At 72.9% G+C, this 21353-nt stretch carries 17 protein-coding genes; 12 read left to right on the top strand and 5 right to left on the bottom strand.

Features of this window, described 5'->3' with window-relative positions; genetic code table 11:
• Both Q7T67_RS12980 and Q7T67_RS12975 read right to left on the bottom strand, forming a co-directional pair.
• On the bottom strand, nt 1-1565 hold a 1565-nt coding region (locus tag Q7T67_RS12980), incomplete at its 3' end, for a hypothetical protein (RefSeq protein ID WP_370695399.1).
• 96 nt (nt 1566-1661) lie between these two features.
• On the bottom strand, nt 1662-2438 hold the full coding sequence (locus tag Q7T67_RS12975; RefSeq protein WP_304790081.1) for a hypothetical protein: 777 nt from the start codon (nt 2436-2438) through the stop codon (nt 1662-1664).
• 341 nt (nt 2439-2779) lie between these two features.
• Between Q7T67_RS12975 and Q7T67_RS12970 the strand changes: the two genes are divergently transcribed.
• The 12 genes from Q7T67_RS12970 (at nt 2780) to Q7T67_RS12915 (ending at nt 16714) form a co-directional block, all read left to right on the top strand.
• The gene (locus tag Q7T67_RS12970) at nt 2780-3940 is read left to right on the top strand and encodes a LuxR C-terminal-related transcriptional regulator (protein WP_304790078.1); all 1161 of its coding nucleotides are present in this window, start codon (nt 2780-2782) and stop codon (nt 3938-3940) included.
• A gap of 679 nt (nt 3941-4619) precedes the next feature.
• Nucleotides 4620-5138 carry a hypothetical protein gene (locus tag Q7T67_RS12965; protein ID WP_304790075.1) on the top strand — a complete coding sequence of 173 codons (519 nt, stop codon included), beginning with the start codon at nt 4620-4622 and terminating at the stop codon, nt 5136-5138.
• Complete coding sequence (locus tag Q7T67_RS12960) at nt 5135-5992, top strand: ABC transporter ATP-binding protein (protein ID WP_304790072.1); 858 nt, start codon at nt 5135-5137, stop codon at nt 5990-5992. The genes Q7T67_RS12965 and Q7T67_RS12960 overlap by 4 nt, the downstream gene beginning before the upstream one ends.
• 27 nt (nt 5993-6019) lie before the next feature.
• Nucleotides 6020-6883, top strand: coding sequence for an ABC transporter permease (locus tag Q7T67_RS12955; protein ID WP_304790069.1), 864 nt, complete (start codon nt 6020-6022; stop codon nt 6881-6883).
• A complete protein-coding gene (locus tag Q7T67_RS12950; RefSeq protein WP_304790065.1) occupies nt 6883-7737 on the top strand; it encodes an ABC transporter permease in 855 nt (284 codons plus the stop codon). The genes Q7T67_RS12955 and Q7T67_RS12950 overlap by 1 nt, the downstream gene beginning before the upstream one ends.
• A gap of 1 nt (nt 7738) precedes the next feature.
• Nucleotides 7739-9052: an MlaD family protein gene (locus Q7T67_RS12945; protein ID WP_304790062.1), complete on the top strand. Its 1314-nt coding sequence runs from the start codon at nt 7739-7741 to the stop codon at nt 9050-9052.
• On the top strand, nt 9049-10464 hold the full coding sequence (locus Q7T67_RS12940; protein ID WP_304790059.1) for an MlaD family protein: 1416 nt from the start codon (nt 9049-9051) through the stop codon (nt 10462-10464). The genes Q7T67_RS12945 and Q7T67_RS12940 overlap by 4 nt, the downstream gene beginning before the upstream one ends.
• Nucleotides 10461-11759, top strand: coding sequence for an MlaD family protein (locus tag Q7T67_RS12935; protein WP_304790056.1), 1299 nt, complete (start codon nt 10461-10463; stop codon nt 11757-11759). Before Q7T67_RS12940 ends, Q7T67_RS12935 begins: the two co-directional genes overlap by 4 nt.
• Nucleotides 11756-13165: an MlaD family protein gene (locus Q7T67_RS12930; protein ID WP_304790052.1), complete on the top strand. Its 1410-nt coding sequence runs from the start codon at nt 11756-11758 to the stop codon at nt 13163-13165. Before Q7T67_RS12935 ends, Q7T67_RS12930 begins: the two co-directional genes overlap by 4 nt.
• Entirely contained in the window at nt 13162-14427 is a 1266-nt protein-coding gene (locus Q7T67_RS12925; protein ID WP_304790049.1) for an MlaD family protein, read from the top strand. The genes Q7T67_RS12930 and Q7T67_RS12925 overlap by 4 nt, the downstream gene beginning before the upstream one ends.
• Nucleotides 14424-15770 carry an MlaD family protein gene (locus tag Q7T67_RS12920; RefSeq protein ID WP_304790046.1) on the top strand — a complete coding sequence of 449 codons (1347 nt, stop codon included), beginning with the start codon at nt 14424-14426 and terminating at the stop codon, nt 15768-15770. Before Q7T67_RS12925 ends, Q7T67_RS12920 begins: the two co-directional genes overlap by 4 nt.
• Nucleotides 15770-16714 (top strand): hypothetical protein, encoded by a 945-nt coding sequence (locus tag Q7T67_RS12915; protein ID WP_304790042.1) that lies wholly within the window; start codon nt 15770-15772, stop codon nt 16712-16714. The genes Q7T67_RS12920 and Q7T67_RS12915 overlap by 1 nt, the downstream gene beginning before the upstream one ends.
• 15 nt (nt 16715-16729) lie before the next feature.
• Here Q7T67_RS12915 and Q7T67_RS12910 read toward each other — a convergent pair whose 3' ends face one another.
• From Q7T67_RS12910 to Q7T67_RS12900, 3 genes are all read right to left on the bottom strand, one after another.
• Nucleotides 16730-17704, bottom strand: a complete 975-nt coding sequence (locus Q7T67_RS12910; RefSeq protein WP_304790039.1) for an SDR family NAD(P)-dependent oxidoreductase — start codon at nt 17702-17704, stop codon at nt 16730-16732.
• Between the two features lie 161 nt (nt 17705-17865).
• Entirely contained in the window at nt 17866-19278 is a 1413-nt protein-coding gene (locus tag Q7T67_RS12905; protein ID WP_304790036.1) for an NAD(P)/FAD-dependent oxidoreductase, read from the bottom strand.
• A gap of 43 nt (nt 19279-19321) precedes the next feature.
• Nucleotides 19322-21238 (bottom strand): DUF3556 domain-containing protein, encoded by a 1917-nt coding sequence (locus Q7T67_RS12900; RefSeq protein ID WP_304790033.1) that lies wholly within the window; start codon nt 21236-21238, stop codon nt 19322-19324.
• Between the last annotated feature and the right edge of the window lie 115 nt (nt 21239-21353).

Below are 21353 nucleotides of genomic sequence, written 5' to 3'. Positions count from 1 at the left end.
GCGTCGACCGTCGCCGGGGCCCAGCCCACGCCGAGCCGCCGGCGCATCGAGGCGATCCGGCCCGCCGCCGCACCGCGCCGCGGGTCGCCGTGGGGCAGCGCCCCGACGAGGGCCTCGGCCGCGCGCAGGTCGTCCGCGCCGTGCGGGGCGGCGCACCAGTCGGCCAGCGCCTCGGCGTCCCCCGCCTCCAGCAGCGCGCCGCGCAGCTCCGCGTGCAGGTCGTCCGCGATCTCCCGCACGCCGGGCGCCGTGCTGTCGGGCAGGAGGGGTCCGCGGTAGGCCTCGACGGCCCCGACCAGGTCGCCGGCCCGCAGGCGGAGCCGCACCTGCGACAGGTCGCTGTCGACGCCCGCGGCCAGGCGGTAGGGCCGCGCCTGGACGACCCCGGGCAGTCTGCTCCGGAGCCGGGAGCACGCCGCACGGGCCGTGCCCGCGTTGGCGCGATCGCCGTGCAGGAGGACCGCGAGACGCTCGGCCGTGACGCCGGCGGGCGCGTGCACCAGCAGCGCGAGGATCTCGGCGTGGCCGCGCGAGAGCGGCTGGGCACCGTCGCGCTTGCGGGCCAGCGGGCTGTGCGTACCCAGCAGCTCGAGCGACACCGGCGGCCGGCGCCGGCCGGCCGGCGCGTCGGCGTAGACGAGGAAGCCGGCGTCGCCCGCGGGCTCCGCGTGGCCCATGCGCCCGTCCGGCAGCCGGATCGGTCCGCCCTCGGGCGCGGGGAGGGGCAGGCGCCACCGTCGGTCGCCCCCGTCGGTCGAAGGCGCCCCGGAGTCGGCGGCGGTCGCCCCGCGCTCCAGGACCACGACGCGACCGAGGGGACTGAGCGCCAGCTCGGGCCGCGGCGCACCCGCGGGTCGCTGACGGACCAGCGCGCGCAGGCGCCGGTCCCGCCGCTCGGCCTCGCCCCACAGCACCCGCTCGGCCGCCCGGGTCGCGCCGACGAGGTAGGGGAGGGTGCGGGGGTCGACGGTCAGCAGGTCGCCGGTCGCGTCCAGCACCCCGAGGATCTCGCCGGTCTCGGGACAGCGGATCGGCGACGCGGAGCACGTCCAGCCGTGGACCGCGGGGCGGAAGTGCTCGGCGCTGAAGATCTGGACCGCGTGCTGCTCGACCAGCGCGGTGCCGATCGCGTTGGTGCCCGCCGCCCGCTCGGACCAGTCCGTCCCCGCCTCGAACGCCATCTCGCCCCCGGCGCGCTCGACGGCGGCCTCGGACCCGTCGACCCACAGCAGCACGCCACGGGCGTCGCTCAGCGCGAAGACGTGGGGGGCGCTCGACGTCAGGTCGGTGAGCACGCGGGCCAGCGTGGGCCGCACCGCCGCGAGCGGATGGGTCGCGCGTCGCCGCTCGAGCACGTCGCGGTCCAGGGCGGCGCGGGGCCGGTCCGCCGCGGGGTCCACGCCGGCGGCCGCGGAGCGCTGCCACGAGCGGTCGACCACGGAGCGCACGGCGTCGCCCATCCGGCGGCCCTCGCGGGCGGACTCGTTCAGGCGGGCCAGGTGCAGCGCGTGGCGGAGGGGGTCGACGGCGGCATCGCCCGCCGCCCAGGGATCGCTCGTGTGCACGCTCAGCTCCTCTCCGCCCGCGGCCGCCCCGGGACGGGGCGTCCGACTCGCACAGAACCTACGCGCGCTTCCCCGGCGCGCGGTAAATATCCCGCCTCACGCGGCGTCCTCGCGCGCGACGAGCGACCGGCACATCCAGATCGCCTCCTCCACACGCAGGTCCGGCAGGCCCGGGACCCGCGCGCAGAAGAACGTGGTGCGCGTGGTCCGGCGGGTCGCGCAGAACGGCTCGCGGGGCTCGCGGCAGAGCTCGGCGACCACGCCCTCCGCGTCGACGACCACCGGCTCCGGTCGGCGGGGAGGCCGCTCGGCGGCGGCCGCCGCCGGGTCCGGGCGACCGAGCATCCGGCCCACCGGACCACGGGACCTCGGCTGCGGCTCGCCCGCCTCGAGCTCGCCCAGGAGGCTGCGCCGGATGCCCAGGTCGCCGGTGATGCGGTCGGCGTCCAGCGCCCAGATCGGCACGCCCGTCTCGAGGAGGACGAGGAGGAGGATGTCCTTCGGCGTGCCGCGGACCGGGAACCCGCCGTGCTTGATGCGGTCGTGGTAGGCGGCCTCCTGCGGGGCGCGGTCCTCGTTGGGGTCGCGGCCGATGCGCCGCAGCAGCTCGCGGTGCGCGGCCGGCGCGTCCTCGCGGTGGGCGTTCAGGACGGTGGGCCCGTCGACCCGGGTGGACAGCCGGGCCATCCAGTCGCGCGTCGAGCTCGGCGCGCGGCGTCGCCACTCCGTGCCCTCCGCGGTCCAGTGGAGGAGCTCGAGGCCGGGCAGCTCCTCCTCGACGTCGTGGGCGAGCCAGCCGCGGACCGGGGCGGGCTCGAGGACGAGGTCGTCGGGGAACGGTGGGAGGTCGCCGATGGGCTGCGAGGGGGGCACGTGGGCGCTCCGTGCGAGGGGGGACGGTCGTGCGGACGGGCGGTCCGGAGCACCCAGCATGCCAGTCGTCACGGGCCCGCGGGAGCGGTCGTCGCGACCGGTGGACGGTGTCCTCCGGATGCGGGACGCCGACACCTCCCGCGGGGTCCCGACAGGAGCCAGGACCCATCGACACGCCCGATGGGGGGTGGGAGAGTGGACGGCGATCATCGGGGCCGACCGCCGACCCGCGGCGCGCCGGACCGCTTCGCCGCCGCGGTCCCCGGACCGTCCCGGGCCCCGCTCCCCCACCGAATGCCGTCCCTCCTCCGCCATCGCCGCCCTCGCACCACGGCCGGGCCGTGCTGACGCGCGCCACGGCGTCCGGCCGGCAGCGCGGACCGGTCCTGCCGCTCCGCGACCCCGTGCTCCGCGGCGCGGTGACCGACATCATCCACCGCGTCGACCGGGCCCTCGAGCTGCCGTCCGTCAACGGCTCGGCCCGCACGGTGCTCGAGGACGGCGAGGCCGTCCGCGCCGAGCTGGCGGTGCGGCTCGTCCGGCTGGCGGAGCGGCTCCGCGAACCGGCCTCGCGGGACCGCTGGGCCACGACGCAGGACCAGCTCGTCGACCTGCTGCTCGACGTCCGCAGCATCTCCGACCGGGTCGAGAACGAGCTCGACGGCCGGTGGGCCTCGCTCTTCTCGCGCCTGCGCGACGCCGTGGCGACCGTCCGGCGGGCGAGCCGGCTCGACGAGCTGATCGCCGACACGCCGACCGCCGTCTGCGGGCTGGGCTTCCGCCGCGTCCTCCTCTCGTCCGTCGAGGAGGGCACGTTCGTCGCCCGCCACGCGCTCGACCTCGACGACCCCTCCCGCGAGGCCGTGATCGTGCACGCCGGCAGCGATCGGCCGCTCCTCCTGGACCGCGACCTGCGCGAGACCGACATGGTGCGCACGCGCGAGCCCGTGGTCGTGACGGACGCCCAGGGCGATCCGCGCGGCCACCCCGGCCTGCTGCGGGCGACGGGCTGGACGTCGTACGTCGCGGCACCCGTCACCGTGCGCGACGGCGAGGTCATCGGCTTCATCCACGCCGACCGCGGCGCGGCACCCGTCGGGACGATCGACGCGGAGGCCCTGCGGCTCTACGCCGAGGCGTACGGCATGGCGTTCGAGCGCCTGGCGGTCGAGCACCGCACGGAGCGCGCCCGCGACCGGGTGCGCCGGGCGGTCGCCGCGATGGAGTCCGTCTTCGAGTCCGGCGGAGGCGACGCCGGAGCGCGGCCCGGGGGCGACCCGCGGCCCGAGATCGAGGCGCTGCTGACGTCGCGCGAGACCGAGGTGCTGCGGCTGATGGCGACGGGGGCGACGAACGCGGCGATCGCCGCCCGCCTGGTCATCGCCGAGGGCACCGCCAAGACCCACGTGAAGAACATCCTCCGCAAGCTCGACGCGGGCAACCGCGCCGAGGCCGTGTCGCGCTTCCTCGGCGGCGTGGACGACGGCGACGACGCCGCCTGAGCGCCGGGCCGGGCCGGCAGAGCGGACCCTCAGCCCGTACTCGAGGCCGAGGGTCGGGCCGGTCGGCCCTCGACCCGCCTCGACCGCCTCTGGTCAGGAGGTGACGGGCGCCCTCCCGGTGGCGCGACGCGGTCCCCGGCGCCCCCGGCCCGCACCGGCGAACGGCGGCCCCGCGTCGTGGGCCCGCTTCCGGCGTGTCCACGGCACCCCCGTGGTGACCGCGTCCTACGGCACCGCGCATCCGGATCGGGTGCTCCGCGGGTGCAGGGCCGGCGGCCGGGTGGCCGCCGGCCGCCGCGCGTGGGCGGCCCGTCGGTCCGTGGTCGCTCTCCCGCGATCCCCGTCGTGGACGGGCGATCCGGGCCGGCGGAGGCGGCGGCACGAGCCGCCCGGGGTACGCCGCGACGCCCCCGGGGGTAGGAGGATCCCCCTTCCGGAGTATGGCGTCCGTCACACAGCGACTGACAGGGTGTCGTCACGTCGCGTGTTCTGTGGCGCCCGTCACCCCGCTTCTTCAGCCAGTGAACTCCGAGACCGCCACCTGCTTCCGCCCCACCGTACGGGGCCATGTGCTCGCGCACCAGCGCTCTACGACATCCGTGGAGCGGAACCCCACGGGCGGGCTCTGGGGCGCCCGTAGGTTGCTCCGGATTCCCGTCGCCCCCAAGGAAGGCCCCCGATGACCTCCGTCGAGGACGTGTACCCCCCGGGGCACGGCACCCCCGAAGACCCCGCCGACCCCGGCGCCCCCCGCCGGGCCACGTCCGGCGACGACCGGCCAGGCACCACCGCGGACCCCCGCGAGGTGTGGGAGTCGGTGATCGACGTCTTCGAGCAGGCCGCCGACGAGCCGAAGATCGCCGAGCCCATCGGCCGCATCGGGCACGACGTGCTGATCCGCTCGCTGGACGTCGAGGGCTCCGGGCTCCTGCTCGTCTGCCGCGACGCCCGCATCGAGGTGCGCGACGTCGACGGCGCCTCGGCCGACCACACGATCGAGATCGCCCTGGCGACGCCGGACCTCGAGAAGCTCGCCGCCGGCAAGTCGCGCACCGCCATGGCGATCGCCGACGGCCGTGCCACCTACGACGGCCCCGTCCGTCAGTTCCTCCGCGTCCTGCCGCTCGTGCAGGCGATGGTCAACCCGCCCGACGCGATGGGCACCAACGCCGAAGACATCGCCCAGGAGATCGTATGAGCACCGCCGACCCCAAGACCGCGGCGCTGCTGGACCGCGCGTCCGGCTACGACTACCACCAGGGGCCGATGACGGTCCCCCAGCGCAACCCGGGCGACTTCTGGTCGATCGAGTGCATCGACCTCTACAAGTCGTTCGGCTCCAACCGGGTCATGAACGGCCTGAACGTCGGCATCCCCGAGGGGATGATCACCGTCGTCCTCGGCCCGTCCGGCACCGGCAAGTCGGTGCTGCTGTCGCACCTGATCGGCCTGATGTTCCCCGACAAGGGCGACATCCTCGTCCACGGGGAGTCCGTCCCCCGGATGACGCAGTCGCGGCTCCTGGAGATGCGCCGCAAGTTCGGGATCCTCTTCCAGGACGGCGCCCTCTTCGGCTCCATGAACGTGTACGACAACGTGGCGTTCCCGCTGCGCCAGCACACGGACAAGTCCGAGAGCGAGATCCGCGACATCGTCATGCGGCGCCTCGACGAGGTCGGTCTGGCCAACGGCGCCGAGACCCGCACCCCGTCCGAGCTCTCCGGCGGCATGAAGAAGCGCGCCGGCTTCGCCCGCGCCCTGGTCCTCGAGCCCGAGATCGTCATGTTCGACGAGCCGGACTCCGGTCTGGACCCGGTCCGCACCGCCCTGCTCTGCCAGCTCATCGAGAAGGTCCACGCCGAGAACGGCGGGACCTACATCGTCATCACCCACGACATCGCGTCGGCCAAGCGCATCGGCGAGTACATCGCCGTGCTCTGGAAGGGCCGCATCGTGCAGTCGGGTGACCGGGACGACATGTTCGGATCTCCGAACCCGTTCGTCCGCCAGTTCCTCGCAGGGAATCCCGGTGGTCCCCTTGGCATGGAATAACCCCCGCAACGGAAGGAGGGCCGGCTGATGGAAGCCGCGACCCTGAGTCCCCCGACGCTGCCCCAGACGCCAGTTCAGCCGTCCGGGCCCCCGCCGGACAAGAAGTCGAGCACCGGCCTGGCGGCCGTGCTGGAGGAGATCGCCGCGATGCTCCTCCTCGTCGGTCAGGCCGCGCGTGCGTCCGTGACGCGCCCGTTCGTCTGGCGCGACGAGTTCATCGAGCAGACGTTCCTGATCATCCGCCGGTGCTTCATCCCGGTCGTCATCTCGACGACGTTCTTCGGCCTGGGCGCGCCCGGTCTGCAGGGCGGCAACATCACCTACATCCTGGGCACGGTCGACCGGCTCGGCGCCTTCTTCGTGATGGCGTCCGTGCGCGAGTTCGCCCCGTGGATCAACGGCATGGTGATCGCCGGCGTCGGAGGCACGGCCATCTGTGCCGACCTCGGGGCCCGCAAGGTCCGCCAGGAGCTCGACGCCCTGGCCGTCCTCGGCATGGACCCGGTGCGCACGATCGTCGTCCCGCGCTTCCTGGCCCTCGGCCTGGTGACCGCGCTGATGAACCTCGTCGCGATCGTCTTCGGCCTCGTCGGCGGCTGGCTCGCCGCGGTGCCGATCTTCGGCGACACGTCGGCCGGCTACCTCGCCACCTTCAGCTCGAACTTCACGATGCCCGACCTGCTGGGCAGCGTGATCAAGACCAGTCTGTTCGGCTTCATCGTCGCGGTCGTCTGCTGCTACAAGGGCATGACGGTCAAGGGCGGCGCCGAGGGCGTGGGTCGTGCCGTCAACCAGGCGGTGGTCCTGTCCTTCGTCGGGATCTGGGCGTTCAACTTCGTCTTCACGACGACGATGCTCGCCGCGTTCCCCCAGACCGGGAACCTCTCCTGATGTCGGCCCCGTCGCTCGCGGGCGCGTCCCCGACCCGCCGTCCGACCGCTCCCGCGCGGTTCCGTGAGGGCCTCGCCGGCCCCGTTCGCGGAACGCTGAAGGAGGTCGGCGAGATCGGGACCTTCTCGCTCCGCGCGGTCATGGAGCTGCGCGGCGTCTTCCGCTACTCCTCCGAGATCCTGCGTCAGGTCGGCATCCTGATCACGGGCTCCCTCGCCGTCGTCGCGCTCATGCAGTTCGTCATCGGCATGCAGTGCGCCACGGAGGCCAACTACGTGCTCCGCGGGTACGGCGCCTCCGCGTACTCCGGCGTCTTCACCGCCTGGTGCGGCGTCCGCGAGATGGGCCCGTACATGTGGGGCTACATCATCTCCGCGAAGGTCGGCTGCGGCCTGGTCGCCGAGCTCGGGTCCATGCGGATCAACAACGAGTTCGACGCGATGGAGTCCCTGGGCATCAACCCGATGCGCTACGTCGTGGCCACGCGCCTGATGGCCTGCATCATCGCGTTCCCGCTGATGTACCTCGTCGGCCTGGCGTTCCACAACCTCGCCGACCAGATCATCATCGTCAACCAGATCAAGGAGGTCTCCCAGGGCGGATGGGAAGGCGTCCACTGGGCCTTCATCCGGCCCATGGACGTCCTGTACTCCGAGGTCAAGATCATGGCGATGGGCCTGACCATCGTGCTGGTGGCCATGTACTACGGCTACACCGCGAAGGGCGGACCGGTCGGCGTCGGTACGGCGACCGCCCGCTCCATGATCCTCAACCTGGTTCTCATCCACATCATCGGGTCGGTCCTGACCATGGTGTTCTGGGGCCTCAACCCGGCGTCCCCCGTCGGAGGCTGACGTGCGGAGACTCGTCCTCGACAAGCCCTGGGCCATCATCGTCGCCGCGGCTCTGGTGGCGTTCGGATACTGGGCCTTGCAGACACGGCAGCAGGACCACACGGTCCGCGCGGCGTTCTCGTCCGCGGTCAGCGTGGTCCCGGGCCTCGACGTCCAGATCGACGGCGTCGACGTCGGCAAGGTCCAGAAGGTCCAGTACCAGGACGGGCAGGCGCTCGTGGATCTGGGCATCAGCGACCCCGACGCGTGGCCGCTGCCGCGTGGCACCAAGGCGGAGATCCGCTTCGGCACCACGATCGGCAACGGCACGCGCAACGTGGCGCTGACCCCCGGTCCCACGAACGCCCCGCCCATCCCCGAGGACGGGATCATCACCCGTGCGGACACCACCACCCCGGTGGAGTTCGACGAGGTCTTCAACACCCTCAGCGCCAAGACGCGGAGCCGGCTTCGCGCCGCGATGCAGGGCGCCGAGGAGTCGACGAAGAACCGCGAGGACGAGATCAAGGCGGCGCTCCGGCACGCGCCCGGCGCGCTCGACGCGACGAACGACGTGCTGGCCGACCTGCTGGCCGACGGCACGGCGCTCAAGGCGCTGATCCGCAACGGCGACCGCGTCACCGAGACCCTCGGGCAGCGGCAGGAGATCGTCTCCAACCTCGTCAGCGCCGCGAGCGGCACGTTCGACGCCTTCGGGCGGCGCACGAATCGCATCACGCAGTCGCTGGACCGCTTCGCGCCGATGCTCAAGGACGTCGACGGCACGCTCGCCCGCGCGAACGGCAGCCTCGACAAGGTCGACACGCTGATGCAGACGATCCGCCCGGGGGCCCAGGAGCTCCCGTCGCTGGCGAAGACCGCCGGCCCCGCGCTCGTCCGCCTGCAGGACGTCGCGCCGACCGCGGTGACCACGCTCAAGACGGTCCGCAACACGGCACCGCGGCTCTCGACGCTGCTCGACACGGCCACCCCGTTCATGAAGCCCACGAGCGAGGCCCTCAGCGGCCTGGCGCCCGTGGTCCGCTGCATCCGCAACTACACGCCCGAGATCGCGGCGTGGACGCAGACGTGGGGCGGCTTCACGAAGAACTACGACAACACCTCGCACTACGTGCGGATCAAGCTCAAGGAGGGCATCACGTCCGCCAACGGCCTCGTCCCGCCCGCGGAGTTCCTCAAGAACATCCCGGGCACCGACAACCGCTACGCCATGCCCCGGCCTCCCGGACTGAACGCCGGATCGCCGTGGTTCGACTCCGAGTGCGGCGTCACGAAGGACGCGCTCGACCCGTCGAAGGATCCGGAGAAGCGATGAACCGCACCAGGCGGCACTCCTACCCCCGACTGCTCGCGATCGCGGCCGTCGTCCTCATCGCGGTGGTCGCGATCGTCATCGCGACCACCGGCACCGACAAGGAGAGCTACACCGTCAAGGCCGAGTTCAAGGACTCATCCGGCCTGCGGAAGAACTCCGACGTGAAGATCGGCGGCGTTCCCGGCGGCAAGATCTCGAGCATCACCCTGACCCCCCGCGACACCGCGATGGTCACGATGCGGCTGCGCGACGGGGCCGTGCCGATCGGCACCGGCGCCACCGCCGACGCCCGCCCGGTCAACCTCCTCGGCGAGAAGTACGTCGACCTGCGCCCGGGCGACCTCAAGCGCACCGTGAAGTCCGGCGCGACCATCCCGATGTCGCGGACCGGCGCGCCGGTCGAGCTCGACGAGGTCATCGACACGCTCGACCCGACCACCCGCGGTCGGCTCCGCGTCCTGATCAACGAGGCCGGCGTCGGTCTCCGCGGCCGGGGCACCGACTTCAACGCGCTGCTCGACCGCATGCCGTCCTCGCTGCGCGAGGGCCGCCTGCTCCTGGAGAGCTTCGCGGCGGACACCACGCAGCTCAAGCGCGTCGCCTCGACCGGCGACCGGGTGCTGCAGTCCTTCGCGGACGGCGGCAAGCGCCTGGCGGACCTCGTCGACTCCGGTCAGCGGGCCCTGCAGGTCACGGCCCAGAACCGCGAGAAGCTCGGCTCCACGATCGACCAGGCCCCGAGCACCCTGCGCCAGCTGCAGGCCACGCTGACCACGCTCGACACCGCGGCCGGGCGCCTGAAGCCCGCCGCCGCCGAGCTCCAGCGCACGGCCCCGCCGCTGACGGACGCGCTCGACCGCCTGCCGGACCTCGAGGACGACGCACGGCCCACGCTGGCCAAGGTCAAGGACGTCTCGCCGGACCTCTCGCGCCTGGGGAAGAAGGGCACGCCGGTCGTCGGCCGCCTGCGCCTCCCCGCACGTGAGCTCCAGCGCTTCTCCACCGTCTTCGACCCGCTCAGCCGGGTGCTGGACGACCAGGTCAACCCGCTCCTGCGGGTGATGGAGGGCTGGACGCGGACCATCCAGGGCCGCGACGCCGCCGGCCACGTGTTCCGCACGGAGGCCGTCCTCGACGAGGAGCTGCTCACGAACCTCCTGTCGAAGATCAACAACGGCGGCGCCCAGGCCGACAGGCCGCAGGACCCCGGCCCGTCGGCCGGAGCCGAGGGCACCGAGCTCAAGCGCAAGGCGCAGCCGACGACGACCCAGGCCGCCCCAGCGGCGAAGGCGCCCGAGGCCGCACCCGCTCCGTCGACGAACCCGATCGAGCAGCTGACCGAGACGCTGAAGAAGCCGGAATCCTTGATCCCCGGCGTCCTGAACACCCTCAACGGGCTGGTGAACCGATGAGTCGCTCCCGTCCCCGCGGTCGCGCCGCCAGCCGGAGCCTGCCGCGTCCGGTGCTCTGGGCCATCGGCCTCGCCGGCATCGGTGCCGTCGTGGTCATGTTCCTGGTCGGCTACTACGCGCCGAACTCCATCCCGGGCAAGCAGTACTTCACGGTCCGGGCCGCGTTCGACAACGCCGACAACCTGACGGGCCATTACCAGGTCCGCATCGGCGGCAAGAACGTCGGTCAGGTCCTGAACCCGCGGGTCGAGAACGGCAAGGCCGTCGTCGACCTGCAGATGAACCCCGAGGTCGAGCCGCTGCGCTCCGACACCACCCTGCGGGTCCGCCCGCGCTCCCCGATCGGCGTCCGCTTCGTCGAGCTGAAGCCGGGGAAGTCGGGTACGCCGCTCGCGGACGGCGACATGCTCGGCACGGGCCAGACGTCCGCGTCGACCGAGCTCGACACCACGCTCGACACCTTCGACCGCGAACGGCGCCTGAAGGCGCAGGAGCTCGCGAAGGGTCTCGGCGGCGGCTTCCTCGGTCGCGGTCGCGACATCCAGGCGGTCCTCGACAACGGACCGCAGGGCCTGCGTGCCCTGAAGGCGATCGCCAAGCCGATCAACGACCGGACCGGTGCCGTGCGCAGCTTCATCAACGGTGCCGACGGCGCCTCGCTGGCCGCCGACCCGGTCCGCGAGACGATCAAGCAGGGCTTCGGCGACGGCGCCGACGCGTTCGACGCCTTCGCGAAGAACGGCGACAACCTGAAGGCCTCGCTCGACGCGGCCCCCGCCTCCCTGGCCACCGCGCGGGCCGGGCTGCGGGACACGGAGCCGTTCCTGCGCGAGATCCGTGCCCTGTCGCGGACGGCCCTCCCGGCGCTCGAGCCGGCCCCGGCCGGCCTGCGTGCCACGAGCCGCCTGATCCGCGAGTCCCCCGCGGGCCTGAAGAGCGCCCGCACGACGCTCGACAAGGCGCAGGAGGCGGTCGATCCCGTCCTCGGGCTCCTGGCCGAGGTCGATCCGGTGCTGCCGTCGATCCGCAGCGGGCTCGCATCGAGCCTGCCGATCGTGGACCGCCTCGGCGCCCACGGCTGCGACATCGCGCTGTTCACCAAGAACTGGTCGAGCATGCTCGGCTTCGGCGTTCCCGGTGGCGCGAAGGGCGTCGGCACGCTGAACGCCCTCCGCCTGAACGTCATGGGCAGCGAGGAGAGCGTCTCCGGCGCCGGGATCCGCTCGCCGCTGGTCGTCGACAACCCCTACCCGGCCCCGTGCACCGTCCGCCAGGACGCGAGGACCTTCCGATGAGCCGCATCCGCGATCGCTTCGCCTACCAGCCCGGGATGCACCGGGCGCGCCCGCTGCGCAACGGGTTCATCCTGCTTGGGCTCGTCGTCCTGGTGCTCTACGCGGGCTACAGCCGCTCCATTCCGTTCCTCGGCAAGGGCGGCGAAGAGATCCAGGCGCGCTTCGCCAACGCCACGCAGGTCCAGGGCGGCACCGTCGTCCGCACCGCGGGCGTCGACGTCGGCGAGGTCACGAAGGTCGAGCGTGAGCGCGGCCGTCGCGGCGCCCTGGTGACCATGCGCATCAAGGACGACCAGGACCTCGACCTCAAGAGCGACGCCCGCGCCGGCATCCGCTGGCGCACGCTGCTCGGCCGCAACATGTACATCGACCTCGATCCGGGGACGCCGGGCAACGGGGAGCTCGGCGCGGACGGCATCCCGCTGGACCGCACGAGCATCCAGACCGAGGCCGACCAGGCGATCCAGACCCTCGGCCCGACGCAGCGCAAGTCCGTGCAGGAGACGATCGCCGCGTTCGACGCCGGCACGAAGGAGCCGAAGGAGATCCAGGCCGCGATCGACGCAGCCGGCCCCGCGCTCAAGAAGATCCGCACCGGCGTCGGCTCCCTCCGCGGCACCAACCCGGGCAACCTCACGGACCTCGTCCGCGAGACCAGCCGCACGATGGGCGCGCTCTCGACGGCCGACGAGGACCTCGCCGGGCTCGTCGAGAACGGGCGCGTCGCGCTCGGCGTCACGGCCTCCCGCCGCGACAGCCTCGGCTCGCTGCTCGACCAGGCACCGGCCACGATGGACGACACCCGCCTGACGCTGGCCCGCGTCCGCGGCACGCTGAACCAGCTCGACCCGACGGCCGTGGACCTCCTCCCCGGCGCCCGGGCGCTGCCCGACGCCGCCGACGCGGCCCGGCCGGCCCTGCGCCGCCTGGACACCGTCCTCGACGACGCCGAGCCGACGCTCCGCGCGCTGCGTCCGGCGGTCAGCCGCCTGGCGACGACCGTCGACCCCGGCATCACGACGATCAACGCGCTGAAGCCCACGGTGACCAGGACGAACGACGTGCTCCTGCCGTGGCTCAACGAGCGCGACAAGGACACGAACCTGAAGCTGTCGGAGGCCATCGGGCCGTTCTTCAGCACGCTGAGCTCCGCGGCCTCCGGGTTCGACGCGAACGGCTTCATGATGAACTTCCAGACCGCCCCGAGCGAGCGGACGTTCCAGACGCTGCCGTGCACGACGTACCTGACGGACCCGGACGTCCCGGCCGACAAGAAGATCAACTGCGAGGCCCTCGGGGACATCGTCAAGGCGCTGTCGGGCTCGCCCCTGCCGCCGGCGACCGACTTCCCGGACGACCCGCCGCGGCCCAAGAGCGGCGCGGCGAAGAAGGGGAGCGACCGATGAGGTTCAACAGCGACCGCCTCAGGCTCGAGATCAAGCGCGGGCGCAAGCCCTTCGGGATCCTCCTGGTCCTCGTCGCCTTCGCCGGCGTCGCGGCCTGGTTCACCTTCCACAAGCAGGAGGCGCAGTGGCCCTGGCAGGCCACCCGCAAGTACCAGGTGGCCTTCCAGGACGTGAAGGGCGTCCGCCCCGGCCAGCAGCAGGTGCGGCTGGCCGGCGTCAAGGTCGGTCTGATCTCCAAGGCGAAGGTCGAGGGCAAGCACGCCGTCCTCACGCTCTCGCTCGAGGACAAGTACGGCGAGCTCTACAAGAACGCACGGATCCGGCTGCGTCCGGTGACGCCGCTGCAGGACATGTACGTCTCGATCGACTCGCGCGGCACGAAGGCCGCGGGGGAGCTCGGCAAGGACGAGGTCCTCGGGATGCAGCGCACGGACGTGCCGGTCGACATCTCGGGCGTCCTGAACACCTTCGACACCGACACGCGGGCCCGGCTGGCCGCGCTCACCGACGACTTCGGCGAGGGCGTCGGCGGGCACGGCGAGGAGCTGCGGCGCGCGTTCGCCTCGCTGGCCCCGTTCCTGCGCACCGCCGACAAGCTGGCGGGCGCGATGACCGACCGTCGTCGTGAGATCGCCCGGGTCGTCGACAACCTCGGTCGGCTGACCGCGGCGGTCAACACCCGCGACCAGCAGCTGACGAAGCTCGTCCGTGACGGCAACGGCACGGTCGCCGAGCTCGCCCAGCACGACGAGACGCTGTCGGCGACGCTCGCGGAGCTGCCCGGGACGCTGTCGCGCATGCGCTCGTCCTTCGCGACGCTGCGCGATGCGCAGACCGAGGTCGACCCGGCCCTGGCGTCGCTGCGCCCCGTCGCCGCGAAGCTCGAGACCGGCCTGAAGTCGCTCGAGGGCCTGAGCAAGGACGCGACGCCGTCGCTGACCGCGCTGCGGCCGGCCGCCAAGGACCTCAAGCCGCTGGCGACCTCGCTGCCGCCGACGGCCTCGGCGCTGAAGGACGCGTTCGACACGCTCGGGCCCGTCGCGCCGCGCCTGGACCGCGCGAGCGGGGACATCACCCCGTGCCGGCTGACGACGAGCAAGTTCTTCCAGTGGACGCTGTCGGTCCTGAAGTACTACGACGAGAACGGCGCGTGGCCGCGTGGTGAGCTCGTGGTGGGTGCGCCCGCATTCAGCCTGGGCAAGGTGGCGGAGCCCAACCTCCGCCGGGACAAGACCTGCACGCAGAACGGAGCGACCCGATGAGGATCGAGAACCGCATCGGCAAGCTGCTGACCATCGCGGTCTTCATGATCGCGACGATCGGCATCTTCGGCTGGCTGTTCGTCAAGGCCGGCGGCGACCTGCCCGGCGGCGAGTCGGGCAACCGCGCCCGCGCGCTCGTCCCGACCGCGTTCCAGCTCGTCCCGAACGCGGACGTCCGTCGCGCCGGCGTCAAGATCGGCCGCGTCAAGGACGTGACCAACCGCGGCTCGGTCGGCGTCGTCTCGTTCGAGGTCGACAAGGACCAGGGCACGCTCTACAAGAACGCCACGGTCCGCATCCGCACCAAGACGCTGGTCGGCGAGAACTACATCGAGCTCGACCCGGGCTCGCCGAAGTCGGGGCCCCTGGGGGACAACGGCGTGCTTCCGCTCGCGCAGGCCGGCGAGGCGGTGCAGCTGGACGAGATCCTCTCCGGTCTCGACGACCGGACCCGCAAGGCGATCCAGGCCAACCTGGACTCGCTCGGCGGCGGCTTCGGCGAGCGGGGGGCGCAGCTCAGCCGCCTGTTCGGCACCACGCCGGTCACGCTGAAGAACGTGCAGGAGCTCAGCGACCTGCTGGGCGACCAGAAGCCGCAGCTGGCGAAGATGGTCGACCAGACCGGACAGGTCCTGCAGGCGTTCGCCAACCGCACCGCCGACGTCCGCAACCTCGCGGTGCAGGGCCAGCGGACCGCCGCGGCCGCGGCGTCGCGCGACGCGCAGATCGGGGCCACGCTGGCCCAGCTGCCCGACACGCTGCGCCAGCTCGAGGAGACCTCGGCCAAGCTCGGTCGCGTGTCCCGTCGCAGCACACCGGTGACGGCCGACCTGCGCGTGGCGATGGCGGCGCTGCCGGCGGTGACCCGGCGCCTCGAGGAGTCGGCGAACGCCGGCCGCGAGCTGTTCGACGTGCTGCCGTCCGTCTCCCGCCGGGCCGATCCGATGCTCGCGAAGCTCAAGGACTTCAGCGGGGCGACGAAGGACGCGGTCCCCTCGATCGACGCCCTGATGCGCAACCTCAACCCCGCCCTGCGGTACCTGAAGCCGCACGCTCGGGACATCGGCACCGTCTGGGCCAACCTCGGCTCCGCCACCGACACGCGCGACGTGACCGGCAACCTGGGTCGGGTCCACGCCCTGGTCGACGAGGAGACCATCACGGCCCTGCCCAAGCAGGTCTACGACGCGGTCGAGCAGCTGACGAACATCGGCGGCTTCGGCCACGTCCACGGCGTCAAGCGCAACGCCTATCCCGATCCCGGGACGCGCAAGGCGCCCGTCGCCGGGACGAAGGCACCGCAGCAGCTGAAGACCGACCCGAGCGCACTGGGCGCGAAGTGATGGGTCGCGGCGGGACGACGTCGCTGGCGTACGTGCGGCTCGGGCTGGACCGCCCGCTGCCGCTGCCGCCCGGCCGCAACGTCATCGCCGCGGGACCGTCGGGCGCCAAGCCCGACCGGGCCACCGGGGTCGAGCGCTCCGAGGGCGGCGCGGACGTCCTCGAGTTCGAGATCCCCGATCCCGCCGACCCGGGGCGGGGGGCACCGCGCAAGCGCAAGCGCCGCGCGCCGGACCCGGCCGGCACCCAGTTCGTCGTCACGCTCGTGCGGGCCAGCGAGCCGCTGGACCCGCGGCGCGCCGGCGCGGTGCTCGAGGGCTGGCGTCGCGATCCCGACGAGGCCGGCCAGTGGGTCGGCGCCGCGCTCGCCGCCGTCAACGCGGCCGTGCGGGCCCACCGCCTGGTGCAGCGCGACCCGTACGCGATCGAGGTGACGCTCGACGACGTGCTCTGGGGCGTCGTCGGCCACGCGCCGGCCGACGTCGTCGGGGGCGGCGGCATCGGCGAGCAGATCGACGCGCTGGGCAACCGCCGTCGGCGCGAGTCCTCGTCGCAGCGCGCGCGACCGGGCGAGGTCACGGGCCTCGCGCTCACCGGCGGCCTCGCGCTGCTGGAGGGCGAGGAGCTGATCTCGTTCGCGGCGCGCGAGGCCAACCACGGGCGGCTGCACTCCGCCGCCGCGGCCCTGGAGGCCGGGCGCGGGCTGCTGGCCACCGAGCTGGACCCCCGCGCCGCCGACTGGCTGTCGCGGGTCCAGGCGCCGCACGGTGCCGACGCCACCGCTCTGCTGAAGGTGGCCGAGGGCCTGCAGGACGTCGTCGACCACTGGCGCTCGGGGATGGACGCCAACGAGGCTCCGGACGTCGTGCGCGCGGGCGAGACCGTCGACCCGTCGCGACCCTCCGCCCCGTTGCGCGCGGCGGAGTCCGACGGCTCGCGCCGCTGAGACGCGGCGTATCGCTCAGGCGCCCGTGGCGGACAGCGCGGCCCGTCCCTGCGCGACCAGCTCCTCCGACACGTCCCACAGGCGCCGCGCGTCCTCGGGGTCCAGCGCGTGGGGCAGGACCCCGTGGATGCCCTGCAGCTCGTCGACCGTCTCGGCCTCGTGGCAGTCCTCGAAGTACCGGCCGCCGACGCCCTGCAGCTCGGGTGCGGTGGCGACGTAGACCGAGGTCGCGGCACCCTGCTCCGGGGTCTTCATCGCGAACAGGCCCGTGGCCTCGGCCGCACGCGACTGCTCCTCGGCGGCGCGGCGCTTCTCCGGGCTCCAGTGGCGCTGCAGCGGGGTCCAGATGCCGCCGGGCATCAGCGCGTTGGCGGTGATCCCGTCCGCCGCCCAGCGGCGCGTCGCCTCGACCGCGAACAGGCTGTTGGCCGTCTTGGACTGCCCGTACGCCAGGCCGGGGTCGTAGGGGCGACGCTCGAAGAAGAGGTCGTCGAAGACGATCGGCGATGCGGCGTGCCCGCTGGAGGAGACCGACACGATCCGCGCGTCCCCCGCGGCCGCCAGGGCGGGGTGGAGCCCGAGGGCCAACGCGAAGTGACCGAGGTGGTTCGTGCCGAACTGCGTCTCCCACCCCTGCGCCGTGGTGCCGTGCGGCGCGTCCATCACACCGGCGTTGTCGACCAGCAGGTGCAGCGGACCGTCCCACGCGGCGACGAACGCGTCGATCGAGGCGAGGTCGGCGAGGTCCAGCGGTGCGACGCGGACCCGGTCGGCCCCGGTGCTCGCGGCGATGTCCCGCGCGGCCTCCTCGCCCGCCGCGGGGTTCCGGACGGCGATGGTGACCTCGGCGCCGGCCCCCGCGAGGGCCCGCGCGGTCTCGATGCCGATGCCCGACGCACCGCCGGTGACGACGGCGCGCCTCCCCGAGAGGTCGATGCCGTCGACGACCTCGGCGGCGGTGGAGGTGGCGGTGAACCCGTGCTCGCTCATGCCCCGACCATAGCGAACGAACCAGATAGTTACTAAACAGGTCGCTGCAGGGGATGTCGATCGGGGACGCCCGGTGGAGGGGGGGACGGCGGACGCCGGGGCACCGCCCTCCACCGGGCGTCGCCGCGGCGCCGGCGGTGGAGCGACGCCCGCGCTCGCCCCTACCGCAGGCCCTTGAGCGCGCTCGTCGCGGCGTTGAAGCCGCACATGCCGTGGGCGCCGGCGCCCGGCGGCGTCGCGGCCGAGCAGATGAAGAGGCCCGGGGCACCCAGGGAGTACGGGTTCAGCGCCGGGCGGGGGCGGAAGACCATCTGCAGCGCGTCGTTGGCACCGGTGATCGTGTCGCCGCCGACGAAGTTCGCGTTGTAGGCCTCGGTCTGCGCGACGCTGCGGACGTTTCGGGCGAGGATGCGGTCGCGGAAGCCGGGGGCGAAGCGCTCGATCTGCGCCTCGATGGCCGCGGTGGCGTCGCCGGTCCAGCCCGCCGGGACGTGGGCGTAGGAGTAGATCGGGTGGACGTCGCCGCGGGAGCGGGTCGGGTCCGCGAGGTACTGCTGGCAGAGCAGCACGAACGGCCGCTCCGGCATGCGGCCCCGGTTGACCATGCGCTCGGCCGTCGCCGTCTCGGCCAGGTCACCCGAGACGTGCACGGTGCCGGCCCGGCGGGTCGGCTCGTACGTCCACGGGATGCCGTCCTGGACGGCGAACTCGACCTTGAACGTGCCGGGTCCACGGCGGTACCGGCGCAGCGCCCGGGCCACGCGTGGGGGGATCCGGTCCCCGGCGATGCGGGCGGCGCCGGCGGGGTCGAGGTCGAGGATGGTGATGTCGGGACGGCCGAGCTCGTCGAGCGAGCGGACCTCGACGCCGGTCTCCAGCGTGGCGCCGTGCTCGCGCAGCAGCGAGATCATCGCCCCGGTGATCGACGCGGAGCCGCCTTCCGCGACGGGCCAGCCGTAGCGGTGCGCGGCGGTCCCCAGGGCGATGCCGATCGCGGCGGACATCGGGGCGTTGAACGGCCGCAGGGCGTGCGAGGCGACGCCGGCGAACAGCGCCCGCCCCTCCTCCGTCGACCAGCGCCGCGCCATGACCGCCGTGGGCATCGCCGCGTAGCCGCCGAAGCGGGCCATCTTGATCGGGTGCGACGGCATGCGCAGCATGGGCTGCGTGAAGTCCTCGGCGATGTCGCCGAAGCGCTCGTCGAGCTTGCCGTAGACCGCGGTCCAGGCCTTGCCGTCGCGGCCGAGGCCCTCGGCGGTGCGGGCGACGGACCGGTAGGCCGCGGCGCCGCGGCCGCCGTCGAGCGGGTGCGCGTACTCGACGTCCGCCCACTTCCAGGTGAGCCCGTGGGCGCCCAGGTCGAAGGCGCGCGTGAACGCGTTGTCGACGGCGAGCGGGTGGGCGGCGGAGCACTCGTCGTGCAGGAGCCCGGGGAGGGTCTGCTCGCTCGTGCGGGTCCCGCCGCCCAGGCGGTCGGCGGCCTCGAGGACCGTGACCTCGACCCCGGCGGCGGCCAGGGTCAGGGCGGCGGCGAGCCCGTTGGGCCCGCTGCCGACCACCGTCGCGCTCGTCATCCGGTGACGGACCGGTCGTGCTTGTGGCCCGTCACCGGCGTGCTCATGCGGTGACGGGCTCCCCGCCGGCCTGCGCCGCGCCGTCCTGGGGGGTGCTGGCGCCCGCCCGGACCTGACCGTGCTGCGACTGGCCGGCCTCGGCGCGACGACGCTCGACGGCCTCGCCCGAGCCGCCACGACCGCCCGGGTGGCTGACGCGCTCGTAGCCGTCCAGGCGCCAGGTGACGTTCGTCGGGATCGGGCCGTCGGGCAGCCACGGCTGGGCGTCGACGCAGTCCTGGACCTTCCAGGTGCCGCGCTCGACGACCCCGACGGCGGCGTCGATGATGCGGTACTCCTGCTGGCCGTTGCCGTAGGGCTCCGACTCGACCCAGACCACGATGAACTCGCCCGGCGCGAAGTTGCAGCGGCGCTGCAGCGCGGTGATCAGCCGCTCGTCGTGCAGGTGGCCCTCGCCGAAGTTCCAGCCGACGACCGCGTTGCAGGCGAACTCGGCCTCGCGCAGGTCGTAGCGGTCGACGTCGTCGCCGAGGGTCTTGATCATCACGGAGTTCATGCCGCGACCCTGGCTGTGCATCGAGCGCCAGCCGAGGAGCTGCTGGAGGACGACGGTGCCCTCGTCCTTGCCGTACTCGGCCTCGAGCTGGTCCTGCTGCATCAGCGACGCCTTCTTCACGTGGTCGTTGAGCTTCTGCTCCGCGCCCGGGGCCAGGGCCCACATCCCGCAGGCCCAGTTGCCGGCGTACTGGCGCAGGGCCGGCAGGAACGAGATCTGGTCGGGCCGGATGTTGCCCCAGATCGGGAACAGCACCATGCCGACGACCGTGAGGATCAGGAGGCCGGTGTTCATGTCCGCCAGCCCGTAGCCGTCGGACGAGCTGTGGGAGAGGAACAGGAAGCCGATGAGGAACATGAACATGACGTTCCACTCGATCGGCGTGGCGAGCGGGAAGCAGCTGATGATGAAGACGCAGTAGCCGAGCATGATGATCGCGGCGACCAGCGTGATCGTGTCGTTCGTCGAGAACAGCAGGACGAGCGGGACGACGATCTCGAACGCCGTGCCGGGGATCTCGGCCAGGAACTTCGCGCCCTTCGACGGGCGGAGGTCCTCCGGGAAGTTCCGGTAGTGCGCGCGCTTGATCTTCGTCGAGGTCAGCCACGGGGTGTTCGACACCATCGGCGGGATGACGTAGGCGAAGTGCTTCGTGAGCTTGGAGAAGCCGGCGCCGACCCACACGGCGACGATGAGGATCTTCGCGGCGATGATCATGTCGACGAACGGGAAGAACGCGAAGAAGATCAGGGCCGGCAGGTACTGCTCGGAGCGGGCGGCGAGGAAGACGATCTTGTCGCGCAGGCCCATGGCGACGAGCAGGACGATGATCGGGATCACCGACAGCGGAGCCATGAGGTCCGGGTTGTCGATGCCGGAGATCGCGGCGACCTCGCTGTCGAACTGCCCGGGGAGGGCGATCGCGACGACGTAGCTGAGGATCAGCAGCGAGTAGAGGCCGACGTCGACGATCGTCCGCTCGTCGCCCTTGGTGCCGGGGACCTTGTCCTCCCACGGCGGGAGGCGGATCGTGCCCATCCGGAAGTAGTGGCGGAAGCCGGCGGTGAACGGCTTGAAGTGCCCCGACAGCGGGCCCCACGACCCGCCCATGCCGAGCGACTCGATCAGCAGCATCCAGACGATCAGCTTCTGCCAGACGATCGCCTCGTCGAACCACTCACCCGGCTTGAACGGGTTGAGGCCAGAGGTCAGGGTGGCCGCGAGGATGCCGCAGCCGACCGTGAACAGGATCATCCGGAACAGGTAGATGAACGTGACGATCTTGGGTGCGCCGAAGCCGTACTCGGCCCAGTGCCGCGACAGGATCTTGATCCGCTCGCGGTACGGCATGTGCAGGAACGTCGGCGGATCGACGGGTGGGAAGTTCCCGGTGGTGAGGCCCATGACGGTCGTCTCCTGGGTCGGATGGGGAGTGGGCGGTGGGACGCCGGGAACCGCACGTGCGCGGCCGGGTCGTCCAGCGACGCGAGCCTCCCACCGGGGTGGGGGCCCCGCCGCG

This window comes from Patulibacter sp., from assembly GCF_030655195.1.
Lineage (GTDB): Bacteria > Actinomycetota > Thermoleophilia > Solirubrobacterales > Solirubrobacteraceae > Patulibacter.
This window is presented reverse-complemented; position numbering and strand designations above follow the sequence as displayed.